The sequence below is a fragment of the Dysgonomonas sp. 37-18 genome (assembly GCF_001899125.1).
GTDB lineage: Bacteria > Bacteroidota > Bacteroidia > Bacteroidales > Dysgonomonadaceae > Dysgonomonas.
The window spans coordinates 113,557-136,990 of record NZ_MKVC01000040.1; the positions used below are offsets into that span (position 1 = coordinate 113,557).

Below are 23,434 nucleotides of genomic sequence, written 5' to 3' on the forward strand. Positions count from 1 at the left end.
ACTAAATATTGCTAAATTCTTAAAAAATAGTCATATTTATTACTAACTTTGTAAGACGGTTATAGCTAATGCCTAACTACATAGTTAATAACTTAAAGTAAAATAAAGAAAATTAGGTATATGAAAAAGATTGGTTTTATACTATTGGCTTTGGTATTATCTACCAGCTTTATGATGGCTCAAAATGGAGATAAAGCTCCCAAGGCTGTCTTTACAAAAGATGTACACGACTTTGGAAAAGTGGATGAAAGTGCCGGTTCTGTTACTTGCGAGTTTACGTTTAAAAACACAGGTACTGCTCCTCTTCTAATTCAACGCGTACAAACAACATGCGGATGCACAACTCCAGACTACACAAAAGAACCGGTTCTTCCTGGAAAAACAGGGGTAATAAAAGTAACTTATTCGACAACAGGTCGTCCGGGAATTTTCACTAAAGAAATTACAGTATTTACAAACGTTCCTGATTCGGTTTACAAAGTTCGTATCAAAGGAGAAGTTATTCGCAACAAATAAAATAATAGGTTCCAGCATAGTACAATAAACAGCTAAGAACCTATAAAACAATTAAAAACAAAACAGGAGAAAGACTAGTCTTTCTCCTGTTTTGTTTTTTAATATCTTATTAACTTCACAAACGTTTTATTTATAACCATCGGAAGCTTTAAATAGAATCTACGTATTACTCTTTACTCTTTCGGGTCGGGTCCGTATTGATTTTGTCCATGAGTACCATCAGTACAAAGAAGGATTAACAACCAAATACCACCAATTAGAGGTATAAGTGAAACAAAATACATCCAGCCACTATGATTTGTATCATGCAACCTTCTAACTGTAACTGCTAAACTTGGTATAAAAACGGCCAAACTGTATAAACCAACCAGTACCATGCATATTATAAAAGGAATTGAAGATTCGTTCATGGCGAATAATATGCCGCCAATAATCATCAAACCTATCGGAATAAAAGAGTTGAAAAGATAAAACATCCAATATTCCGTGCGCCTAGCCCTACCACTAAAGTCAGCATACTGCTTCAATACTTTCAGATACCATTCCATAATTTTATTGTTTTTATAGTATTAAAAAAATATGGGATAAAAATAATATAATATTCTGAAAATGAAAGGAAAAAGAAATGTTATTTATAACACATCTTTTTCCTTTCTCACCTAAAAAAAACTACTTTAATAAAATACTACATTGTAAGAACAATGTTATTTTCTTCTGCCATACGGCGCATATTAAGGATGGCATAGCGCATACGGCCCAACGCCGTATTGATGCTAACTCCTGTTTGGTCTGCTATTTCTTTAAAACTAAGATCTTGGTAATAGCGCATTTCTAAAACTTCGCGCTGATTTTCAGGCAAAAAAGATATTAACTTTCTAATATCAGATGTTATTTGCACCTTGATCAGTTCGTCCTCAATAGTGCCATCACATAGTGTAGGGTTATTTAATAAGTCAACCGGAGCCTCGTCATTTGATACCGTATTTTCGTTTTTCTCCTGACGAAAATGGTCAATAATCAAATTATGGGCTATCCGGGAAATCCATGCACGAAACTTACCCGATTCGGTATAACGTCCCTGCTTGATAGTAACGATTGCTTTTATGAATGTTTCTTGGAAAATATCTTCTGCAAGTTCTCTATTACGCACAGTAAAAAAAATGTAATTATATACACTTCTTTTATGACGTTCTAGCAGGATATCAAAAGCAAGATTGTTGCCGTTAGAATAATCACAGACCAATTGTTCATCAGTCATAGTAATTAATGTTTCCATTATCTCTTATATTTAAAAAATTTAGAGTAATGTCTATTCTATAGGCGTTTATTTTTTGAGGTTTATAAATAAAACTATGTTAATGATGCAAATAAAGAATAAATTTACCAAACTTACAAATACAGAAAGAATATTTAACAATAAGGAGACGATGCATCAGATGTAGTCTCTTGTTGGCATGTTGATCGATAGGATAATAAGAATGAGACTGTTTTATCTATGCCAAAATAGAAGACGCTTACGAGTGCATAAGATTCGAACAATAAATTGGAATGTTATAAGAAAAAAGAAAGTTTTTTAGCTTTCGAATATTTTCTATTAACGTCATTGTATATATTTGTATAGAAATCTATTAAACACTAATCATTATGAAAAGACATCTGTTATTCCTTGCAGTATTTACGGTTTTAACTACAAGTTTGTTAGCTCAGGGATATGAAGTTCCTAAGAATTATAAATTTGAAAGTAAAGACGCTTATACGGCATACGAACCCCAAGTAAAAGAGACTATAGACTGGTTACTAGACACGCCGTTAGGAAAAGAGCCTATTAAAAGACAAGAAGCAAATGCCTTTTTTATGGCCTGGCTTACAGGTACACCGAATGTTAGTGTGGGTGTAGATAGCCGAGTTGTAGATTTCATAAAAGTCAATCCAGAACTATTAATGCCTTTTATGCTGGGTTGGACTAGATACTCTTTTGATAACAACTACTCAAAAGATAATATCCTATGCACAAAGGCGGCATTAGAAACGGTTGCAGCGTTTTATCGAAAAAACAGAGGATATCTGAAAAAAGATGGAAGCGTGGAAAAGTTAGAAAAATCAATAGAGAAAGGGAAATTAGAAGAAGAAATAAGAAAGAAACTTAAATAATAAGTTCAACGAAGGAAAGGCTTAAGTATAAATTTCTGAAAGATAGAAACAGAACTATAAATATAAAACAGATTATGAAAAAAATTGTATTCCCTTTATTATTAGGATTAATCCTAATGGCTGGCTGTACACATAAGACGCAGACAGGACAAGACGATACTATTGTAATAAAATCGGATATGGAAGACGAAAGAACAGGAGATGAGCTCAAAATAGTTGCAATAATGACCGTTAAACCGGAGGCTATAAAAGAAATTCTACCCATTTTTCAGACATTGGTTCAGGGTAGCCAAGAAGAAGATGGCTGTATCAGTTATAATCTGCATCAAGATATTAGCGACTCTACAAAGTTTGTAATGCTTGAAGAATGGAAATCACAAGCAGCTATAGATTATCATAATAACACCGAGCACTTTAAAACATTTAAAGAAGCTTCGAAAGGTATGATAGAAAAATCGGAAGTAAGTATTTTAAAGTTGGTGTATTAATCACCTACCCCTCCTTTTATAGATATCTTAGATTTGTATTTTTAGATAACAAGATTGTCTAATATAAAGATCTTTGATATAACAGATAGGTAGCTGACAGACAAAAAGTGATACAGAAAGAATAGAGTAAATACTTGATGTCTCAAAACACATAAAAACAAAGCGAGACAAGAAAAGTAACAAACAGAAAATATACTTATATCTGTTACTTTTGTTACTTTTGTAACCTTAAAGATTATAAAAGAATAAAAGCTATGACAGAATTGAAGATTGTTGCTGTAATTGTAGTTAAAGCCGAATTTCAGGAAGAATTGGAAAAAGTGTTTCAAAACGTAGTAGATGGCACACGTAAAGAAGATGGGAATATCTCATACGATTTGCATCAAGATGTAAAGAATCCTTTAAAGTATACAATTCTAGAAGTTTGGAAGTCTCAGACTGCAATAGACGAGCACAATAATACAGATCATTTCAAGGCTTTTGTAAAAGCGATAGAAGGAAAAGTGGAAAGTCTGTCTGTAGATATAATCAAAAAAGTGTATTAAATATCATCAAATAATATATATGTATAGGAATCATACGTGCGGAGAATTAACTCTTGCAGATGTTAACAAAGAAGTAACGTTAGCCGGATGGGTAAACGCTGTTCGCAAGCTTGGTGGTGGAGTGACATTTATCGACCTCCGCGACCGTTACGGTATTACTCAATTGTCATTCAGTAAAGATATCAATGCCGACTTGTACGAACGAGCGAATAAAATAGGTCGCGAATACGTATTGCAGGTGACAGGAAAAGTAGAAGAGCGTTCGAGTAAGAACCCCAATAGGTCTACCGGCGATATTGAGATTATCGTAAACGAACTTGTAATATTAAATACATCAGATACACCACCATTTACGATAGAAGACAATACTGATGGCGGCGATGATTTAAGAATGAAATACAGATATCTCGATTTACGTCGCGATGTGGTAAGAAAAAACCTTGAACTTCGTCACAAAATAGCATTCGAAACACGTCGTTATTTAGACGAGCGTCAATTCCTTGAGGTAGAAACGCCTGTTCTCATTGGTTCTACTCCTGAGGGGGCACGTGACTTTGTTGTACCATCCCGTATGAATCCGGGTGAATTTTATGCACTTCCACAATCGCCGCAATTATTCAAACAATTATTGATGGTTTCGGGATTTGATCGATATTTCCAGATCGTTAAATGTTTCCGTGACGAAGACTTGAGAGCAGACCGTCAACCTGAATTTACTCAGATCGACTGTGAAATGTCGTATGTTAATCAGGAGGATGTGTTGAATATGTTTGAAGGATTAACAAAGCATCTGTTCAAAGTTGTAAAGGGAATTGATATTCCTGATTTTCCTCGTATGACTTATGCGCATGCCATGAAGTATTACGGTTCAGATAAGCCGGATACACGTTTTGGTATGGAATTCGTAGAAATAAAAGACTTGACAGAAGGTAAAGATTTTGTCGTATTCGATTCATCTGAATACGTAGGGGCTATTTGCGCTAAAGGAGCAGCTTCATATACCCGTAAGCAGATTGATGCTCTGACTGACTATGTAAAACGTCCGCAGATAGGAGCAAAAGGGCTTGTCTATGCCCGCTATGAGGCGGATGGCTCATTAAAATCTTCTGTAGATAAGTTCTATAGCCCTGAGGATTTGAAGATGTGGGCAGAACGCTGTCAGGCAGAACCGGGAGACCTTATACTAATTATCTGCGGTGAAACAGAAAAGGCACAGAAACAGCTAGGAGAACTTCGTCTAGAAGTAGCAGATCAACTTGGGCTAAGAGACAAAAATAAATTTAACTGTCTATGGGTAATCGACTTCCCTCTGTTAGAGAAAGATGAAGAGCTGGGACGTTATTTCGCAAAACACCATCCGTTTACAAGTCCTAAAGAAGAAGATATAGCTTTGCTTGATAGTGATCCGGGAGCAGTTCGTGCCAATGCCTATGATATGGTAATCAACGGCGTAGAAGTAGGAGGAGGCTCTGTTCGTATTTTCAACAGTCAACTACAGAATAAGATGTTCCAAATACTTGGCTTCACTGAAGAAAAAGCTCAGGCACAGTTTGGCTTCCTGATGAATGCATTTAAATATGGAGCACCTCCACATGCCGGTTTGGCATTTGGTTTAGATCGTTTGGTGTCATTGTTTGCAGGATTGGATAGTATCCGTGACTGTATTGCATTCCCTAAGAATAACTCGGGACGTGATATGATGATAGATGCTCCGGCAACTCTTGATCCGGCTCAACTTGAGGAGCTGAACTTGAAAGTAGAAATAAAGGAATAAAACAGATCCTATATAAGTCAAAAGCGCTCTAACTATCAAGTTAGAGCGCTTTCTCGTTTTAAAAACACGTGTTGTTATCGGTTGGATAGTCTCAGTCGATAAGAAGCTCCGGTCTATATTCAAAGTGCATTGTATCATAATGATACCACTTGCCTCCCCAAATAAATCCATACTTCTCGAATATATCGACTATAAGTTGCGGTATTCTGTTTTTATACTGTAAAGTTGCGTCCTCTGATTTACAACAACAGTCCCATTGCCAATAATTGGAATATTTCACATTCAGATCAATAGCAGTACCAAAGCTATGGCTGCTCAGCCTGTTTGTTCCTCTTATCTTTCGCCAGTTAAATACGCCCGAACTATACAGGTATTCCCGTAATTCGGGATGCTTATCTAATTCATCTGATACTTTCTGCAATTGCTTCGCAACACCATTTATCTTCGTCACTCTCAGAGTCTGGTTTACAAGCGTTGGACACCAAGTGATGGTAACCAAATTAGCTTGCACTTCCGCTGAAGTAGACCCATACATTAACTTTAAGAGCTCTTCATTTCTTATTCGTCCCGGATCGTAATTCTTAGAAATATTCTCAACCTTTCCTTTGATGTAAGGATATGTAAAGATATCTCCTAGATCATTACTGTTCATCAGGTCAGAGTGAGTCTTCGTTCCTCCTTCGTTATATTTGATAGTTCTTCCGTCTTTTAAGACAATATTAGAATTATCAAAAGCCACAATACTCTCGGGATAAGCCTTCATAAGCTTATATACAGCTATGGGATATTGATCTTTATTCTGAGAAAAGCTTATTCCGGCAATGAAGAGAAAGAGCAGGACTATAACTGTCTTTTTCATATACTAAAGATAAAAATTTAAAAGGATATATCATGATAATATATCCTTCTTTTATCATTAAAAACGGATGTTTTTTACTTCAGTATTTTCTCTATCAAGGTCAACTCTTCGTCAGAAAAGTTGGCATTATCTTTAGCCTTCAGATTATCTTTCAACTGATTCAAAGAACTTGTTCCAATTATGACAGATGTAACCTGTTCGTTATGTAACAGCCATGCTAAAGCCATTTCTGCTAAAGTTTGACCACGCTGTAGAGCCAAGTCGTTCAATGCAGAAACCTGTTTTATCACATCCTGAGTAATTTCACTTTCCTGTAAGAAGCCATGACTTTTATGAGCTCGGGAAGTTTCAGGAATACCATGCAGATACTTATTCGTAAGCAACCCTTGCGCTAATGGAGAAAATGCAATAAACCCTACTCCATATTCTTTATTAATAGCCATATGCTCAATTTCGGGATTGCGAACAAGCATACTATACTTGTCCTGATAAATCAAACAAGGCACATTCTGTGACTTCAATATTTCATAAGCCTTTATCAACTGCTGCGGAGGATATTTTGATACACCTACATACAAAGCTTTCCCTTGGCGAACAATATCGACTAAGGCTTGCATCGTTTCTTCTATCGGAGTCTGAGGATCATACCGATGAGAGTAAAATATATCGAAATACTCCAAACCGGTACGTTTCAGGCTCTGATCAATACTTGCCATAATATATTTTCGCGAACCGCCATCACCATAAGGGCCATTCCACATCAAGTGACCTGCTTTTGATGATATAATAAGCTCGTCTCGGTGTCCTTTAAGCTCTTTAGCTAACACTTTTCCAAAGTTAGTCTCTGCACTTCCGGGAGGTGGACCATAATTATTGGCTAAATCAAAATGTGTAATACCACTATCAAAGGCATGTAAGATCATAGATGTAGCCATTTCAAAATCATCTACATCTCCGAAATTATGCCACAGTCCTAATGAGATTTCAGGAAGCTGTAACCCACTGTTTCCGCAAAAGTTATATTTCATCGTTTTCGTTTTATTTTGAATAAAGATAGTTTATTTTCTTTTAGGATTCTCGTATTTATTAAATTTTTAGATGATACTATTTACCCCTTATCTATTCATAATATTTAACAATGGAGCATTAATATTTCCATAATCGAAAAGAATTATGAGCCGAATCTTTATATACTTTTACCCGATTTTTTAACATACATAACATTTATGAAAATTATAAACTATCTAAAATTAACTTTAACAGCTGTAACACTCTGTTTGATTACCGTTTCTGTTTATGCTCAAGAAGCAAATGAAAATCCTTTAGCTCTACTTAAAGAAGGAAACCTCCGTTTTGTATCAAGTACTCCATTACACCAACATCAGGATATGGCTAGAGTTGACGAACTCAAAAGTGGGCAACAGCCTTTTGCTGTCATTGTCAGCTGCTCCGATTCCCGTGTATCTCCTGAAATCATATTTGACCAAGGACTCGGCGATCTATTTTCAATCCGTACAGCCGGTAATGTTATGGCTGACTTTGAAGAAGGAAGCATCGAGTATGCTGCAGAACATCTTGGCTCAACGCTTATAGTTGTTTTAGGACATACCAGTTGTGGTGCAGTAAAAGCATTCATGGATATCAAGCACAATCCGGATCACCAGCATGCGGATCATGCTGAAAAATTAGGTCATATAGAATCTATTGTAAATAAGCTAAACAGTGAAGATGAAGAAAACGAAGTCTTCAAAACAGAAGGTTCGGATAAGTACCAAAAGGCTATCGAAGCAAATGTTATACATGGAGTAAAGCAATTAAGAGAATCTACACCTATATTATCAGAAAAATATAACGAGGGAAAGATTCAAATAGTGGGAGCTATTTACCACATTGAATCAGGAGAGGTTGAATTTTTAAACCTTTAATAAAATCTTCGTTTTTGATCATAAAAAAGCTCAGCCTTTGCGGCTGAGCTTTTTCATTATATGCTTTATTTTAGAATAACATATTCTTAATATCTGGATTTGTAAGAAACTTAGCAAATTCGATATCTTTCGCTATCTCAGCTGGAGAAACTCCATTCTGAATAGCAGACTTCAAGTTTCCGGCAACACCTGATGCACTATTTGTTCTTGCAGCTACAATAGCAGCCAAATAATATGTAGTAGCATCTTTAGTTGGTACTGCATCCAATATTTGTTGAGCACGGCTATAATTCTTAGTCAAAATCTGAGCCAATGCAGCATTGTTAGATACAGTGTTACCAAACGATTGAACTGCACGGTTATATTCTCCTTTTTGGATATACATCAATCCTATTGTTTCACCTAACGAGTTAGCTCCTGCTGCATTACCAAGTAGTTGCTCTGCTTTAGCAGTATTTCCATCAGCCAATGACACTAAAGCTAAGTTCATATTCGCTTCAGCTGCACGAGACGAAACTTCAGCAGCCTTATTGAAAGCCTGAACCGCTCTGCTGTTTTGTCCATTCTTATAATAGTATGCACCTAGGTTATTCCATCCACGATAGTCGTTAGGGAATTTTTGAGTAACGAAAGTATATACTTTCTCTTTAGATACACCATTCAAGTTAGCAGCATATAACAATTCTTCTACTGTAAGGTCTCCAAGGTTACCGCTTACTGCAACATTTTTCAGTTCCTCATCAGTTTTACCAATTATTTCTACATTAGCCAAAAGGCGAGAACGACGAAGTTTTGGTAAAATAGTTTCAGCTAGATCAGAGTATACAACTGAGATATTCTTAATTTCTTTTTCTCTGGTTTCTGGATCTGGATACATAGACAATACTCTAAGAACAAGATCTTTGTCTTGTAAGCTAGATGCTTGAACTAATTTTTGGAATCCATCCCAGTCTTGAGCTGTATATTTAGCATTAATTTCAGTATCAATACTATTTTTCTTGAATTCTTTAGTCAAATAGTTTGTTGTATTCTTCTCACGTTTTTCAGCTAGCTGATCATTCAGTTTGAACCCTCCATCAGGAGATGCATATGCCGAAATTTCAACATCTACTTTCTTGCGCTCGTTGCTATCTGCTTCTTTTACCAATTCTTTCCATGCATTCAGGTTTGTAGAATTCAATTCGCTAGAACGCAATTCTGCACGTTGGATCAAGAACATTATATCAGCATCATAAGCTTCTTTGATTATGCGTTGGAAAGCGTCAGGAGCAACAGCAGGAGCTGAAGTGCCCGCATTTGCAAGCGCTTGAGTTGCAACTACACCATCAGCAATTTTTACATCGCCAAAGCCAACCACTTGTTTTCCGCCTCTGTAAAAATCGAAGCGTAAAAATAATTCCGATTTTTTCATTGCCGGAATATAATCAAACTCAGACTTCATTGTTATAGCACTACCAGCTTCATAAGGTACTACGATTCCGTTTCCGGCTACCTTTTCGCCCTGATATGTATAAGGAGTTCCAAGAGTTTCACCTCCTGTATACTTCAATACCGGTGTAACTACAACTGTTGTACTTTTCTCGAACCATTTAGCAGGAAAGCGTCCGTTTATTGTAACAGGAACTTTAGTCCCTACCAATTCTAACGGCGAAGGATTTGTTGTAAATAAAGAATTTGCCAAAGGAGGCATTGTTTTTTTGCCGCACGATGTTGCTATGATAGCAACAAAGGCTACTAACGAAAGGAATTGAATGAGTTTCTGCCTTTTCATAACACTTAAGTAATTTAGTTTTATATATTTATTAAATTCCGATTCTTCGTATCACAAAGCTACTTGATTTCCATCTGAAAATAAAATACAATTACCTTATTTTGAATATTCCTAAGACTTTTAATTTTTTTTAATCTTTCAGCATTTTCACACTCAGTGTTGATGCGGTATAGATCCCTTTTTCGGAGAAAGACTTATATATATTCTCGTTCAAACAGACACTTGTATTTCCATAATCCTCACTATTCACCCATACCCGTATTGTTACATTGATAACGCCATTCGAAACATCTGTAACACCCACAAAAGGTGTAGGGGTATCGTTTATTGATTTGTTTTCTTTAATAACTGATAGCAATAAACTTTTTACAAGGTCAATATCTGTTCCATAATTAATATTAAACGTGAGGTCAATACGCCTCTGTTTCTGGGCTGAATAGTTCGTTATATTCCCGGTAGATAAAGGGCCATTGGGTATAAATATAGTGACATTATCGCCTGTCAGCAAAACAGTATATAATATTCCAATAGACTGAACGACACCATCCGTACTTTGGGCAACAATACGATCTCCGACTTTGAACGGTTTGTTTATTAACAGCATCACACCTCCTGCAAAATTAGAGAGATTATCTTTCATAGCCATACCTACGGCTAATCCGGCAGCAGCTAATATAGCAGCAAAAGAAGTAGTTTGAATGCCTAGTATATTTACTATAAAAAGAAACAATACAATCTTTAATGAAATATTGATCAGGCTATCCAAAAACGAGCGTACTGTTTCCTCTATCCGTCGGCGAAGTAGAAACTTATCAAAAAACTTTCTTATCCACCCAATCACCCAGCGGCCAACAATAAATACAATAATTGAAGCTACAATTTTTGTACCTAGCGCCACCGAAACATCAAGCAGGTAGTCAAGCAACTTATCGAGGGTTGAAACCGTGGCTTCTGCATTCACAACAGACAGACTATCAGTAGAAAATATATCTAACAACATAAACTATATAACAAGTGCAATAATTCGAGCATAAAATTATATATTTATACAATACAATTGTCATTTTATTCGGGATTAAAATAGATTTTTAACAATCAAATTTTACAGATTCGAATGGTATATTTCTAAGAGTAGATAAATGATCTCGCATTTGTCGAACATCCAACAGACAAAGAGCAAGACTTTCTGCTCTTTTGTTTTTTATATCTTTGTCCTACCAAAATAGATTGACAAGTGAAAGGTATAAATATATTTGATCTCAAAAACTTCCTCGACCAGAAAGTAGAACAGTACAACACCCCTGCTTTTATCGATAACGATCCGATCTCCATTCCTCATAGCTTCACAAGCAAACAGGATAAAGAAATAATGGGTTTCTTTGCTGCTATTTTTGCATGGGGACAACGCAAAACCATTATCAATAAATGTAAAGAGTTGGCAGAAAGAATGGACAACGATCCATATAACTTCATACAAGGACACAGTGAAGAAGACTTGAAAAAGCTCCTACAGTTTAAACACAGAACATTCAACGATACAGACTTGCTATACTGTATCGACTTTATGAAAAGACACTTCACTCAATACAACAGCCTTGAGGAAGCTTTCTTCCCATCCTCCGACATGAATGTAGAGGCAGCCCTCAATCACTTTCAGGCATACTTCTTTTCTCATCCCGATGCACCTCACCGTACACGAAAGCATATCCCCTCCCCCGTTCAAAAATCAGCATGCAAACGACTGAACATGTACTTGCGATGGATGGTAAGGAATGATAACAAAGGGGTCGATTTCGGGTTATGGAACCAAATCAGCCCATCTAAGTTGATTTGTCCACTCGATCTTCATGTAGAACGTACCGCCCGCAAGCTAGGTCTGCTGGAACGAGACAAACCCGATTGGAGGGCAGCGCTAGAACTAACAGAAAGCCTAAAAACACTGAATATCAACGACCCTGCCAAATATGACTTCGCTCTATTTGGTATTTCTATTGAAGAAAAATGTATTATCCCTTAGAATAAAAAGTAACAAAGGTGACAAAAGTGACACATTTTACACATATTTTTCATGTCACCTTGCTGCTCTCAAATTTCAGTTGTTATAGATGTCAAAGACCTCATTATATGACAATTTTATTCTAAATAAATAAACACAAATAAAATTTCTGTATTTTTTTTATTTGCAATATACAACACCTTTCTCATTTTGAATTCAAAGCAAAAAAAACTATCTTTGAGCTAGTTTTTTAGTAGCTATTAAATCCAATAAACACATATGCTCCCTGAAGATATTATTGACGAACCAGAGAATTTAGATAACGACGAACCAATATTGGATGATGAGTTGGAGAACGCTGATGCAGCATCCCATTCAGACTATAAAGTCCCGATAAAAGATACGGCTGACAATCAGACACATCTTTCGGGTATGTTCCAAAACTGGTTTCTCGACTATGCATCGTACGTAATACTCGAACGTGCGGTACCTCACATATCTGATGGTTTCAAGCCGGTGCAACGTCGTATCATGCACTCTATGAAGCGCATGGATGATGGTCGCTACAATAAGGTCGCTAATATCATCGGGCATACTATGCAGTTTCACCCCCATGGTGACGCCTCTATAGGGGATGCATTGGTGCAACTGGGACAAAAGGATTTATTGGTAGACTGTCAGGGAAACTGGGGAAACGTGTTTACAGGAGACGGAGCTGCAGCTCCTCGTTATATAGAAGCTCGCTTATCAAAGTTTGCTTTGGAAGTGATTTTCAACCCCAAAACCACAGAGTGGAAACCATCATACGATGGACGTAATAAAGAGCCTATTACGCTACCGGTTAAGTTTCCTTTACTTCTAGCTCAGGGTGCAGAAGGTATTGCTGTGGGACTTTCGTCGAAGATTCTTCCTCACAACTTCAATGATCTTTGCGATGCAGCCATAGCGCATCTTCAAGGGGAAAAATTTGCATTCTATCCCGATTTTCAAACCGGGGGCTATATAGACGTCAGCAAGTATAACGATGGCGAGCGAGGCGGATCAGTAAAAGTTAGGGCTAAAATATCTAAACTGGACAACAAAACGCTTGTTATAAGTGACATTCCCTACGGACGAACATCATCGTCTGTTGTGGAATCGATCTTGAAAGCCAACGATAAGGGTAAAATTAAAATCCGCAAGGTAGATGATATCACTGCTCAGAATGTAGAAATACAGGTACATCTGGCAGCAGGCGTCTCTTCCGATAAGACAATAGATGCTCTATACGCTTTCACCGATTGTGAAATAAGCATTTCGCCAAACTGCTGTGTGATCGAAGATAATAAACCTTATTTCCTAACAGTAAGCGACATACTCCGTCATACTACAGACAATACGTTAAGCCTGCTTCGTCAAGAACTGGAGATACAAAAGAGTGAACTGGAAGAAAGCCTTCACTTTTCTTCGCTGGAAAAGATTTTCATCGAGGAGCGTATATACAAAGACAAAGAGTTTGAGAATGCTGACAATATGGATATGGCTGTAGAGCATATCGATAAGAGATTAGCTAAATATGCAAAACAGTTTATCCGTGAGGTTACACGTGAGGATATACTCAAATTGATGGAAATCAAGATGGGACGTATTCTCAAGTTCAATTCCGACAAAGCAGATGAGCTGATAGCCAGATATAAAGACGAAATAGAAGAAATAAAGCACAATATAGAAAACATTGTAGACTATACGATCTCGTGGTTTGTAATGTTGAAAGAAAAATACGGAAAAGATTTTCCTCGCAAAACAGAAATCCGCAGCTTTGATACCATCGAAGCGACAAAGGTGGTAGAAGCAAACGAAAAACTGTATATCAACCGCGAGGAAGGCTTTATCGGTACATCACTGAAAAAAGATGAATTTGTCTGCAACTGTTCCGACATTGACGATATAATTATTTTCTTCAAAGACGGTAAATACAAGATTGTAAAAGTGAGCGACAAGATGTTTATCGGTAAAAATATTCTTTATCTATACGTCTTCCGCCGCAACGACAAGCGCACGATCTATAACGTGGTCTATCGCCACGGCAAGAATGGCCCTTCATACATCAAGCGTTTTGCCGTAACGGGCATAACCCGTGACAAGGAATATGATGTTACACAAGGTGAAGATGGTTCTCGTATCACCTATTTCAGTGCAAACCCGAATGGTGAAGCTGAAACCATACGTGTAATACTGAAGCCAAAACCTCGTCAAAAAATACTTGTATTCGAAAAAGACTTTAGCGATATTGTCATCAAAGGACGTCAGTCTATGGGAAATATCTTAACGAAAGCTGAAGTACATAAAATATCACTGAAACAAAAGGGTGGATCAACACTTGGCGGACGCAAAGTTTGGTTCGATCAGGATGTGTTGCGCCTAAACTATGATGGCAGAGGCAAATTCCTTGGAGAATTCCAAAGCGAAGATCAAATATTGGTTGTACACGACAATGGAGAATTTTACACCTCCAATTTCGATGTAACGAATCACTACGAAGCCGGAATCATCCGTATCGAGAAATTCGACGTAAATAAAAATTGGACAGCCGTTCTGTTTGATGCCGACCAGCAATTTATGTATCTGAAACGCTTTACATTCGAATCTTCTGCAAAAAAACAGAATTTCCTTGGAGATAATCCGAACTCGAAACTGAAGATTCTTACAGACGTTGTTTATCCTCGTATTCTTGTCACTTTTGGCGGGCGCGACAGTTATCGTGAAGCCTTGGAAATAGATGCGGATGAATTTATTGCAGTAAAAGGCTTCAAGGCTAAAGGTAAGCGTTTATCGACATTCGAAATAGGCGACATCAAAGAACTTGAACCTATCCGCTTTCCTGAACCGGAAGAAGAAGAGGAAAAGAAATTTGAAGTACAGATAGACGATGACGATGATGAAGTGGATAATCGCCCTATCTCGGATATTTTGGATGAAATAACAGGGCAGAAATCGTTATTTAAAGATGATGATAAGGAGGAGGAAGAATAAATATATATTTCTATTATTTCTGAGTGTATGCGTTTTTATTAATTTACAAGCTCAAAACCTTGTTGATAAAACACATGCTCTTGATTCAGTAGAAATTGAAGGTTATGCCCCTCAAAAGAGAACGATAGTTATCGATGATTCCTCTTTAGGGGTTCCTATACCTTTAAGGACGAACAATACCCTATCGGTCTCTATAGGTTCTGCTAACATGTATGACACATACCTATCGCCATTAGAATATAAGGGTTTCTCTATTCATTTGATGTATGAGCAGATGCGCCGTACGACGTGGTTCGATTATAAGTTCTATAAACAGCAGATATTCGAAGTGGATCTTTCGAAAGGAGATAATCCCGCAAAAAATGTATCGGAATACTGGGCACTTCTTAGCTATAGGATAGGCGGTCATTATATGGTGTATAATACCGACAACTTCCGTGTCGGGCTGGGAGGACTATGGGATATAAATGGCGGTGTATTATACAATGAACGAAATGGAAACAATCCGGCTTCTGCCCGTGCATATTCCAATCTCAATCTGTCTGTTACCGCCTCATATAAATTCAAATGGGGTGCTGTGCGCTGGCAGATAGATTCTCCGTTTATAGGAATATTGTTCTCTCCTAAATACGGACAATCGTACTACGAGATTTCGTTAGGCAACTCTGTCGGACTTGTCAATTTCGCATCCTATCACAATCAACGAGCATTGCGCAACTACATATCGATGGATATCCCGATAAACAAATATACAATCAGAGTCGGGTATATGGGCTCATGGTATCAGACAAAAGTAAATGAGATACAAACGCATCAGTATACAAACAGCTTTGTGATTGGATTCCCTATAGAAGGGGTAAAGAAACCAAAAGAAAAAGCCCGTATCGACTATTGGAATGGGAAATAAGCAGTAAAAGGCTTAAATGAGAGATATAAAAGAAATAGAGAAAAGATATAAAGATCCGAACAGGATACCTAGAAGGGGCTCACATTTATTAAAAAAGAGGTATCTTCTTTTTATCGTATTGCTTATTGCCTTTATTACAAATCCGAATGAAGAAAAACACAGAGAAGCCGTTAAACATAAAATAAACAGCATTGTGCTTCCACCTGACCCTTCGGGTTCGGGATATGTAGGCCGCCATCCGAGTGTAGACCCATTGGTGAATAATCATATCTCTGTTAATAATTACTTTCTGTTCTCTACTACAAAAGCTTTCTGGAATAATGAGGAAGCAACGATCGGACTGGGAATTTTTGGGCATGTATTTATTTCCGATATGGTAGACAAAGCTATAAATAGAAGATTAAATAATTAGTATTTAAAACAATATGTTCAGAGAAGTAAGAAGACAAAATAGAATACTTGAAGATAAAGCTCGCATAAGCGAACTATTGAACACATCAGAATACGGATTTCTTAGCTTAGGAACATCCGAGAATGGATATGGCTATGGCATCCCAATCAGTTATGTTTATGATGAGGAAGCTAATACACTTTATTTTCATTGTGCTCCCGAAGGTCAGAAACTAGACCTGATAAACCAAAACAATAAGGTGTCATTTTGTGTAGTAGGTGTAACAAAACCCATTGCCGAACAATTCACCACCTTATACGAAAGTGTTATATCCTACGGTAAAGCTGATATAAATCTATCTGATGAAGAAAAACGAAAAGCTCTCAGACTATTGGTAAATAAATATTCAAAAGGATTTGAAGAAATAGGTGAAAAATATATAGACAAATCGTGGAGCCGTACAGCTACATTCAAAATAGAAATAGAACACATAACAGCCAAAGCAAAATATAGTCCACATTGAATTTCTTTTTACCCAAGCTCAGCTATATGTAACTCATAGCAGCAAGATAGAGGAGATCGGGAAAAGTAAAATATCGCTAAATTATACTTTCTCTCAAATAGATTTTCAAAGAAAGTGATTAGCTTTGCACAACTTTATAAATATATCGTAGCAACAATAAAAACTTATTAATTTGTTGATTGTGAGTTCATCTAATAATTCTTACTTCGGAAAAGCAATCTTGTTTATTGTTTTATCCGTAGGCTTCTTTTTACTCTGTAAACAGTTGCTTCCCAACCGCTTATTCCCTGAGAATAAAATAACAACCGAAAATATTGTTGTAGACAGCCTGATGCTGAATGCAATCAATGATACTACAGCCATTGACGATTCTCCACATATAGCCAAGGCTGACAGCACAAATACAACAGACAGCTTAAACATCCAACCCGAAGAAATCGACGAAGCTATAAACCCTTCGCTCAATGCAGATGGTTATCAAAATCTAAAACGATTTTATGAAAAGCTGCATCAGCTGGAAGCAAATAAGTCAGGCAAAATAAGAATAGCTTATTTCGGCGATTCTATGAACGACGGCGATTATATTGTACAAGACGTCAGAAGTGAATTTCAGAAAAACTATGGAGGACACGGAGTCGGTTTTGTTTCTATATCATCTCTTTCTGCTGCTTCACGGGGATCTATCTCTCACCAAGTTTCAAAAGAATGGATTGTGCAATCTTTTATAAAAGTAAAGAAACCAACCAGACCATTTGGGATAGATGGCCAGGTATTCTTTACACGTGGTTCAGGCTCTAATTATTGGGTAAAATATAAAGCTCAGGCTCAACCCTATTCAACTGCATTATATAATCCTATACTTCTATATGGTAGTTCCAATAATGCAAATGCGTCTATTACGATTCGTGCTGACAAAGACTCGGTATCTACCAAAAAGCTTACCCCTTCACATTTACTCAATACGCTGCCACTTACATCTTCAAGTGTAAAATCATTGCAGGTTACATTTGCGCATGCCGATTCTATACCTATTTATGGATTCAGTTTCGACGACGAACAAGGAGTACATGTAGACAATTTCTCCATGCGTGGCAACTCCGGCCTTCCACTTTCTATACTCAATCCATCGCTAATGAATGCGTTCGATAAAGTTTTAGGGTACGACCTTATTGTTCTTCAATATGGAACTAATGTATTGGGCTATGGTACTCTAAATTATAGTTGGTATGAAAAAAACATGACAACGGTTGTAAACAACCTACATCAATGTTTCCCGAATGCTGACATACTGATTATTTCCACAGCGGATAAGGCGAGCAAAATTGAACAAGAAATGAAAACAGATCCGGCAGTAGTTCCGTTGGCAAAAGCACAAAGGAACTATGCACGCAAAACAGGATCTGGCTATATAAACCTCTATGAATTAATGGGTGGCAATGGATCGATGGTAAAATGGGTCGATGAATATCATTTGGCAAATAAAGACTATACCCACTTTAATGCGTCAGGTTCGAAAAAGATAGCCAAACTACTTTATGACGAGATTAATAAAGGCTACCTGAAATACAAACAACATAAGACCGAAACAGAGATTAAGAAATGATATTTTCGAAAAAAATACGGACAATCTGTTTATTTACATTATTCTTATTCTACCCTCTTACATTTTTCTATTGTTCAACGAAAGATGCGAGAAGAGTTAAGGACATAAAGAATAATGTTTTTGCGAATCAGGAATTATTAAATCCCATCTTCAATAAGTTATACAACTTGGAGAAAAGCAAAAAAGGAAAAATTAATATTGTCCACATAGGTGACTCTCATATTCAGGCTGATTTTTTCACGAATGCCATAAGAAGCGAACTACAGTCAAAATTCGGAAACGGAGGATATGGCTTTACTTTTCCTTATAGTCTGGTAAAAACAAACGGAACCCGAAATGTAAGATACAGCAGCAATGCCTCTTGGCAGAGCCTCAGGAATGTACTACCGATAGCGGATGTAGGCGTAGGACTTAGCGGAATTGCATTATATACTTCTTCTAACGACTTCGTATTGCAGCTATATACAGAAGAAGGATATGAGTTTACCAATGTTAAAGTAATATATCCTGATAAAGAGTCTCATTATAAAATGAGCATATCAGCCGACCCTCTTGAAGTAACCGGAGCAGCACCAACTGGCTCAACGTCGGGCACAAGCATTAAATATCACAAGGTAAAAAAAGGAGAAACACTGTCTTCCATAAGCCGGAAATACAGAGTTACGGTTACTCAGGTAAAAAAAGCAAACGGAATGAAATCGAATACAATCCGATTGAACCAATCGCTTAAGATACCAACGAAAACTACAGCCAAGCCTGTTCAGGTTAAATCGAGGGAAACCAACTTGGATACGGAGAATCTGAAATTTGTGAATATGTTATCCAAGCCATATTACTCATCGTATACGAGTGATTCAGCCATAAACAGGATTACCCTTGTACCCGATGGTAAAACGGCGATGTACAACCTCAACGGATTTGTAATAGAAAACAATGACCCGGGAGTTGTATATCACACAATAGGTGTAAACGGCGCTAAAATGACGGATTACATTAAATATCCTCTATTTTTCAAACAACTACCGATACTCGAACCCGACCTTATCATCCTATCTTTTGGAACGAATGAATCCTTCGGAAAAATGAGCGACACGGAGTATATCTTTCAGCTGAATGAGTTTATCAACAATATAAAAGCATATTGTAAAAATGCAACTATACTCGTAATGACCCCTCCTCCGTCTATGTTTCGAAAAGGCAGGCAAAATACATTCGTTGCCGACTATAGCGTTGCCCTTATGGGGATTAATTACCTACCGGTATGGGATTTATACTCACGCATGAGTGGCGATTCTGCCATCAGACCAAGAGGAGATTATGCTTCGATGATAGCTCGCGACAAAGTACACTACACAACCGGCGGGTATGAAGCTCAGGGACAATTATTTATTTCTGATTTTCTTGACGCTTACAATAATTATAAAAGCAAATATGATAAGTAATATATTTGAAAGTATAAGAGATTTCTACTTACCTGATTTTTTAGAAAAGGTAATCAACGATATAGCACCATATTTTATTTACGACCCGTCGCGACCACTCCTGTTCAATAGTGCCTTCTTTCTTGGGTTCTTCCTTGTCTTCTATATGGTATATGTAGCCAGTAAGAAACACGACCATTTCAGGAAAGTATACCTTATCGCTTTTTCTCTTTACTTCTACTATCTGGCAGGGGGAAATACAATGGATATAAATCTTTTCGGATTTCATTTTCCGCTCAACTATTTTGTACTACTGGTTATCTGTGCTGTAGCAACACACTGGCTAGCTGTAAAAATGCATGAGTCAGAGAAAACGGGAACACGAAAATTATTTTTGACTCTTATTATTGTCGGCAACTTATTGATGTTGGCATACTTTAAGTATACGAATTTCCTTATCGATAATATCAATGCAATTTTCAATGGGAACTTTGCATTACATAATATTATATTACCAATCGGTATATCATTCTTTGTATTCGAAGCGATAAGCTATGCTGTAGATTTGTATCGCAAGCAAATGAAACCAGCCGATTCCATTTTGGATTTCTGTTTTTATATAACTTTCTTTCCGAAACTGGTAGCAGGGCCTATTATACGAGCGAAAGATTTTCTGCCGCAGATGAAGAATAAACTGCATCTGACCAAAGAAGACGCAAGTGCTGCTATATTCCTTATACTTATCGGTTTGATAAAGAAAGCGATTATATCAGATTATATCTCTACCAACTTTGTTGATCGGGTGTTCGATTCACCAATGAGCTATACTGCATTCGAGAACCTTATGGCTGTATATGGATATACGCTGCAAATATATTGTGACTTTTCGGGCTATTCAGACATTGCGATTGGATTATCCCTCTTGATGGGCTTTACAATACCGCCTAACTTTTTAACGCCATATAAATCCCAATCAGTCACCGAATTCTGGCGTCGCTGGCATATATCCCTATCTTCTTGGTTGCGGGACTATCTGTATATTTCGATGGGAGGTAATCGTAAAGGCAAGATTAGAACTTATTTCAACCTATTCATGACAATGCTGATAGGAGGATTATGGCATGGTGCATCGTGGAAATTTGTTATTTGGGGCGGATTGCATGGAACAATGCTGGCAATAGAGCGATTCTTTAAGCAATTTATAAAAATACCTGACAACCGCTTCACCCGGATAATCTGTATCTTACTAACTTTTCACTTCGTAGCATTTTGTTGGATATTCTTCCGTGCCGGAAGTTTCGAATTGGCTGGAAGCGTTATTTCAAATATTGGTAAACTAACATTTGCTCCGAACGAATGGCTGGTTATTATAGAAGGATACAGAAATGTATTTATCTTACTAATTGTAGGATATATTATGCACTTCTTACCCGAAAAATTGGTTAACAATATAAAAGCGGGCTTCGATTCTATCCCATTATTCGGGAAAGCTGCTTTTGCAGGTCTTATCTTTTGGATGATATTTGCAACAGCATCTAGCGGGCCGCAACCATTTATTTATTTCCAATTCTAAAAATATATTTAGTTGAACATCCACTACTTTAATCCCGGACACGAGACAGCAGTCAACAATGCGTCGCCTTACTATACACCTCCGGCGAATATAGCGGCTATGCAAGAAGAATTGTCTTTTCTGCCAGCGTGGTACGCCGATCGGGGAGATAAAGTTTTGGTCGATAGGAAGGACGAAGTATATTATTCATACTTAACAAAAAAATTCTCTACCCTAGCTCAACCAGTATCTAAGAACGAGCTGAAACTATATAAAGATGCAAATGTATCATTATGGGGAGTATCTCCTCAAGCGATTCGCTACTTCGAAGAACAAAATAAGGAATTAGAAATTAATCTGAATATTCCTCAATGGAGTGAAGAATATAAATATCTTAACAGCAGGCTCGCAGCGAGAGACTGTCTGTCTGAATTAATAAACTCTATCCCCCTACTCTCTCAAGCAGTCATACCGCAATTCTATACAAACCTGGACAATATAAACAGGGCTGTAAATGCCTCGGCATATCAACTATTAGCAAAGGCTCCTTATTCATCCTCGGGCAGGGGATTGCTATGGCTACCGGCAATAGGATTAACCCGCACCGAAAATCAGATATTACATGGAATTCTAAAAAAACAAGGGAGTGTCTCTATCGAAAGAGTTTTAGATAAACAAATGGATTTTGCCATGGAATTTATGGCAGATGGAAAAGGAAATATTGCCTTTGCTGGCTATTCTCTTTTTTATACCAATGCGAAGGGCGGCTACGAAGCAAATTATATAGGCTCACAAGAAAGCATAATAGAACAATTGTCTGAAAAGATATCGCTAGACCTTCTTGATTCTGTAAAGGGCAAGCTTATCAACATATTATCAGAAAAGCTTACAACACTTTACAATGGCTGTATCGGCGTGGATATGCTTATTTATTTAGAAGACAATGAGTATAAATTACATCCTTGCGTTGAAATCAATATGCGATACAATATGGGATTTCTCACTTGTCGGTTGTATGAAAACTATATAGCTACGCAGTCTTGCGGGAAATTCTATATAGATTTTAATCCTAAATCAGAAGAGATGTATAACAACCATCTCTTGATGGAGGAAAAGCACCCTATCCGAATAGAAAATGGCAAAATAACCTCAGGATACCTTTCGTTATGCCCAATCAACAGAAGCAACAGATATAGAGCTTATGTATTGGTTGAAAAAGGCTTTTAATACCCTCTCCTATTAATAACTACAAATTTCTTCTTCTGAATTCAGCGCAAATAATTGCTGTAGCTATAGCTACATTTAACGACTCCGATGTGGGATTACCTACAGGGTAGTTTGGTATATACAGTTTCTCGGTAATCAATTTTTCTATTTCAGAACGGATTCCATTGCCTTCATTTCCCATAACAATAATCCCATCTGATGTAATCTTTTTTTCGTACATATTTTCTCCATCGAGAAAAGTTCCGTACACGGGCAAATGTTTATTCCGAGTCAAAAAATCTGACAAGTCTGTATAATGAATATTAACCCTCGCTAAAGCCCCCATTGTAGCTTGTACCACCTTCGGATTGTAGACATCAACAGTATCTTGCGAACAAAATATATGATGAATACCATACCAATCAGCCAAGCGTATGATTGTACCCATATTACCGGGATCTTGAATACCATCCAATGCCAAAACCAGCTCATCATCAATCTTTATATCAGCCACATTTTCTGATTGGTAGAAGACAGCTAACACCTGTTGTGGGTTTTGCAAAAAACTCGCTTGAGCCAGCTCGCTATCATTCACTTCTATTACTTCTTCGGCATTCGCCACATCTGTCGATCTCAAAAATTCGGAAGTAGCAACGAGTAACTGACATTTTATAAATGGCAGTAAATCGCTTACCATCTTATGACCTTCAGCGACAAAAGTTCCGAACTCGGTACGATATTTCTTCTCTTTCAAAGAGCGAATATATTTCAGTTTATTTTTGCTTAAACTCATT

At 37.2% G+C, this 23,434-nt stretch carries 22 protein-coding genes; 15 read left to right on the top strand and 7 right to left on the bottom strand.

Annotated features, from left to right (window positions below):
* Positions 1–120: 120 nt before the first annotated feature.
* Positions 121–516 carry a DUF1573 domain-containing protein gene (locus BGO84_RS14715; protein WP_006842670.1) on the top strand — a complete coding sequence of 132 codons (396 nt, stop codon included), beginning with the start codon at positions 121–123 and terminating at the stop codon, positions 514–516.
* Positions 517–689: 173 nt separating this feature from the next.
* Here BGO84_RS14715 and BGO84_RS14720 read toward each other — a convergent pair whose 3' ends face one another.
* Both BGO84_RS14720 and BGO84_RS14725 read right to left on the bottom strand, forming a co-directional pair.
* Positions 690–1,064 carry a DUF805 domain-containing protein gene (locus BGO84_RS14720; RefSeq protein ID WP_135104029.1) on the bottom strand — a complete coding sequence of 125 codons (375 nt, stop codon included), beginning with the start codon at positions 1,062–1,064 and terminating at the stop codon, positions 690–692.
* A gap of 137 nt (positions 1,065–1,201) precedes the next feature.
* Complete coding sequence (locus tag BGO84_RS14725) at positions 1,202–1,792, bottom strand: sigma-70 family RNA polymerase sigma factor (protein WP_006842669.1); 591 nt, start codon at positions 1,790–1,792, stop codon at positions 1,202–1,204.
* 368 nt (positions 1,793–2,160) lie between these two features.
* Here BGO84_RS14725 and BGO84_RS14730 point away from each other — a divergent pair, with 368 nt between their 5' ends.
* The 4 genes from BGO84_RS14730 to aspS all read left to right on the top strand — a co-directional run bounded on the left by BGO84_RS14730 (position 2,161) and on the right by aspS (position 5,474).
* Entirely contained in the window at positions 2,161–2,667 is a 507-nt protein-coding gene (locus BGO84_RS14730; RefSeq protein WP_291030320.1) for a hypothetical protein, read from the top strand.
* 74 nt (positions 2,668–2,741) lie between these two features.
* Positions 2,742–3,155 carry a putative quinol monooxygenase gene (locus BGO84_RS14735; protein ID WP_135104027.1) on the top strand — a complete coding sequence of 138 codons (414 nt, stop codon included), beginning with the start codon at positions 2,742–2,744 and terminating at the stop codon, positions 3,153–3,155.
* A 254-nt stretch (positions 3,156–3,409) separates the two neighbouring features.
* The gene (locus tag BGO84_RS14740) at positions 3,410–3,700 is read left to right on the top strand and encodes a putative quinol monooxygenase (protein ID WP_291030322.1); all 291 of its coding nucleotides are present in this window, start codon (positions 3,410–3,412) and stop codon (positions 3,698–3,700) included.
* Positions 3,701–3,719: 19 nt separating this feature from the next.
* Positions 3,720–5,474: an aspartate--tRNA ligase gene (gene aspS / locus BGO84_RS14745; RefSeq protein WP_291030324.1), complete on the top strand. Its 1,755-nt coding sequence runs from the start codon at positions 3,720–3,722 to the stop codon at positions 5,472–5,474.
* Positions 5,475–5,565: 91 nt separating this feature from the next.
* Here the strand turns inward: aspS and BGO84_RS14750 are convergent, their stop codons facing one another.
* Positions 5,566–6,333: a M15 family metallopeptidase gene (locus BGO84_RS14750; RefSeq protein WP_291030326.1), complete on the bottom strand. Its 768-nt coding sequence runs from the start codon at positions 6,331–6,333 to the stop codon at positions 5,566–5,568.
* 74 nt (positions 6,334–6,407) lie between these two features.
* Complete coding sequence (locus BGO84_RS14755) at positions 6,408–7,361, bottom strand: aldo/keto reductase (protein ID WP_291030328.1); 954 nt, start codon at positions 7,359–7,361, stop codon at positions 6,408–6,410.
* Positions 7,362–7,559: 198 nt separating this feature from the next.
* Between BGO84_RS14755 and BGO84_RS14760 the strand changes: the two genes are divergently transcribed.
* Positions 7,560–8,258, top strand: coding sequence for a carbonic anhydrase (locus BGO84_RS14760; RefSeq protein ID WP_291030330.1), 699 nt, complete (start codon positions 7,560–7,562; stop codon positions 8,256–8,258).
* A gap of 70 nt (positions 8,259–8,328) precedes the next feature.
* On the opposite strand, the gene BGO84_RS14765 is transcribed toward BGO84_RS14760, so the two are convergent.
* Both BGO84_RS14765 and BGO84_RS14770 read right to left on the bottom strand, forming a co-directional pair.
* Complete coding sequence (locus tag BGO84_RS14765) at positions 8,329–10,029, bottom strand: hypothetical protein (protein ID WP_291030332.1); 1,701 nt, start codon at positions 10,027–10,029, stop codon at positions 8,329–8,331.
* Positions 10,030–10,159: 130 nt separating this feature from the next.
* The gene (locus BGO84_RS14770; protein WP_283686471.1) at positions 10,160–11,029 is read right to left on the bottom strand and encodes a mechanosensitive ion channel domain-containing protein; all 870 of its coding nucleotides are present in this window, start codon (positions 11,027–11,029) and stop codon (positions 10,160–10,162) included.
* A 234-nt stretch (positions 11,030–11,263) separates the two neighbouring features.
* Here BGO84_RS14770 and BGO84_RS14775 point away from each other — a divergent pair, with 234 nt between their 5' ends.
* The 9 genes from BGO84_RS14775 (at position 11,264) to BGO84_RS14815 (ending at position 22,661) form a co-directional block, all read left to right on the top strand.
* Positions 11,264–12,046: a TIGR02757 family protein gene (locus BGO84_RS14775; protein ID WP_291030334.1), complete on the top strand. Its 783-nt coding sequence runs from the start codon at positions 11,264–11,266 to the stop codon at positions 12,044–12,046.
* 258 nt (positions 12,047–12,304) lie between these two features.
* Positions 12,305–15,037 carry a DNA gyrase/topoisomerase IV subunit A gene (locus tag BGO84_RS14780; RefSeq protein WP_291030336.1) on the top strand — a complete coding sequence of 911 codons (2,733 nt, stop codon included), beginning with the start codon at positions 12,305–12,307 and terminating at the stop codon, positions 15,035–15,037.
* Positions 15,012–15,944, top strand: a complete 933-nt coding sequence (locus tag BGO84_RS14785) for a DUF3316 domain-containing protein (RefSeq protein WP_291030338.1) — start codon at positions 15,012–15,014, stop codon at positions 15,942–15,944. Before BGO84_RS14780 ends, BGO84_RS14785 begins: the two co-directional genes overlap by 26 nt.
* Positions 15,945–15,960: 16 nt before the next feature.
* Positions 15,961–16,356, top strand: a complete 396-nt coding sequence (locus BGO84_RS14790; protein WP_291030340.1) for a hypothetical protein — start codon at positions 15,961–15,963, stop codon at positions 16,354–16,356.
* Between the two features lie 13 nt (positions 16,357–16,369).
* Positions 16,370–16,858, top strand: a complete 489-nt coding sequence (locus tag BGO84_RS14795; RefSeq protein WP_006842654.1) for a pyridoxamine 5'-phosphate oxidase family protein — start codon at positions 16,370–16,372, stop codon at positions 16,856–16,858.
* Positions 16,859–17,039: 181 nt separating this feature from the next.
* Positions 17,040–18,461 carry a GDSL-type esterase/lipase family protein gene (locus BGO84_RS14800; protein WP_291030342.1) on the top strand — a complete coding sequence of 474 codons (1,422 nt, stop codon included), beginning with the start codon at positions 17,040–17,042 and terminating at the stop codon, positions 18,459–18,461.
* Positions 18,462–18,628: 167 nt separating this feature from the next.
* Positions 18,629–19,903 (top strand): LysM peptidoglycan-binding domain-containing protein, encoded by a 1,275-nt coding sequence (locus tag BGO84_RS14805; protein ID WP_291030344.1) that lies wholly within the window; start codon positions 18,629–18,631, stop codon positions 19,901–19,903.
* Positions 19,893–21,455, top strand: coding sequence for an MBOAT family O-acyltransferase (locus BGO84_RS14810; protein ID WP_291030346.1), 1,563 nt, complete (start codon positions 19,893–19,895; stop codon positions 21,453–21,455). Before BGO84_RS14805 ends, BGO84_RS14810 begins: the two co-directional genes overlap by 11 nt.
* Positions 21,456–21,467: 12 nt before the next feature.
* Positions 21,468–22,661 (top strand): hypothetical protein, encoded by a 1,194-nt coding sequence (locus tag BGO84_RS14815; protein WP_291030348.1) that lies wholly within the window; start codon positions 21,468–21,470, stop codon positions 22,659–22,661.
* Between the two features lie 19 nt (positions 22,662–22,680).
* Here BGO84_RS14815 and BGO84_RS14820 read toward each other — a convergent pair whose 3' ends face one another.
* Positions 22,681–23,433 (bottom strand): RNA methyltransferase, encoded by a 753-nt coding sequence (locus BGO84_RS14820; protein ID WP_291030350.1) that lies wholly within the window; start codon positions 23,431–23,433, stop codon positions 22,681–22,683.
* Position 23,434: the final 1 nt, after the last annotated feature.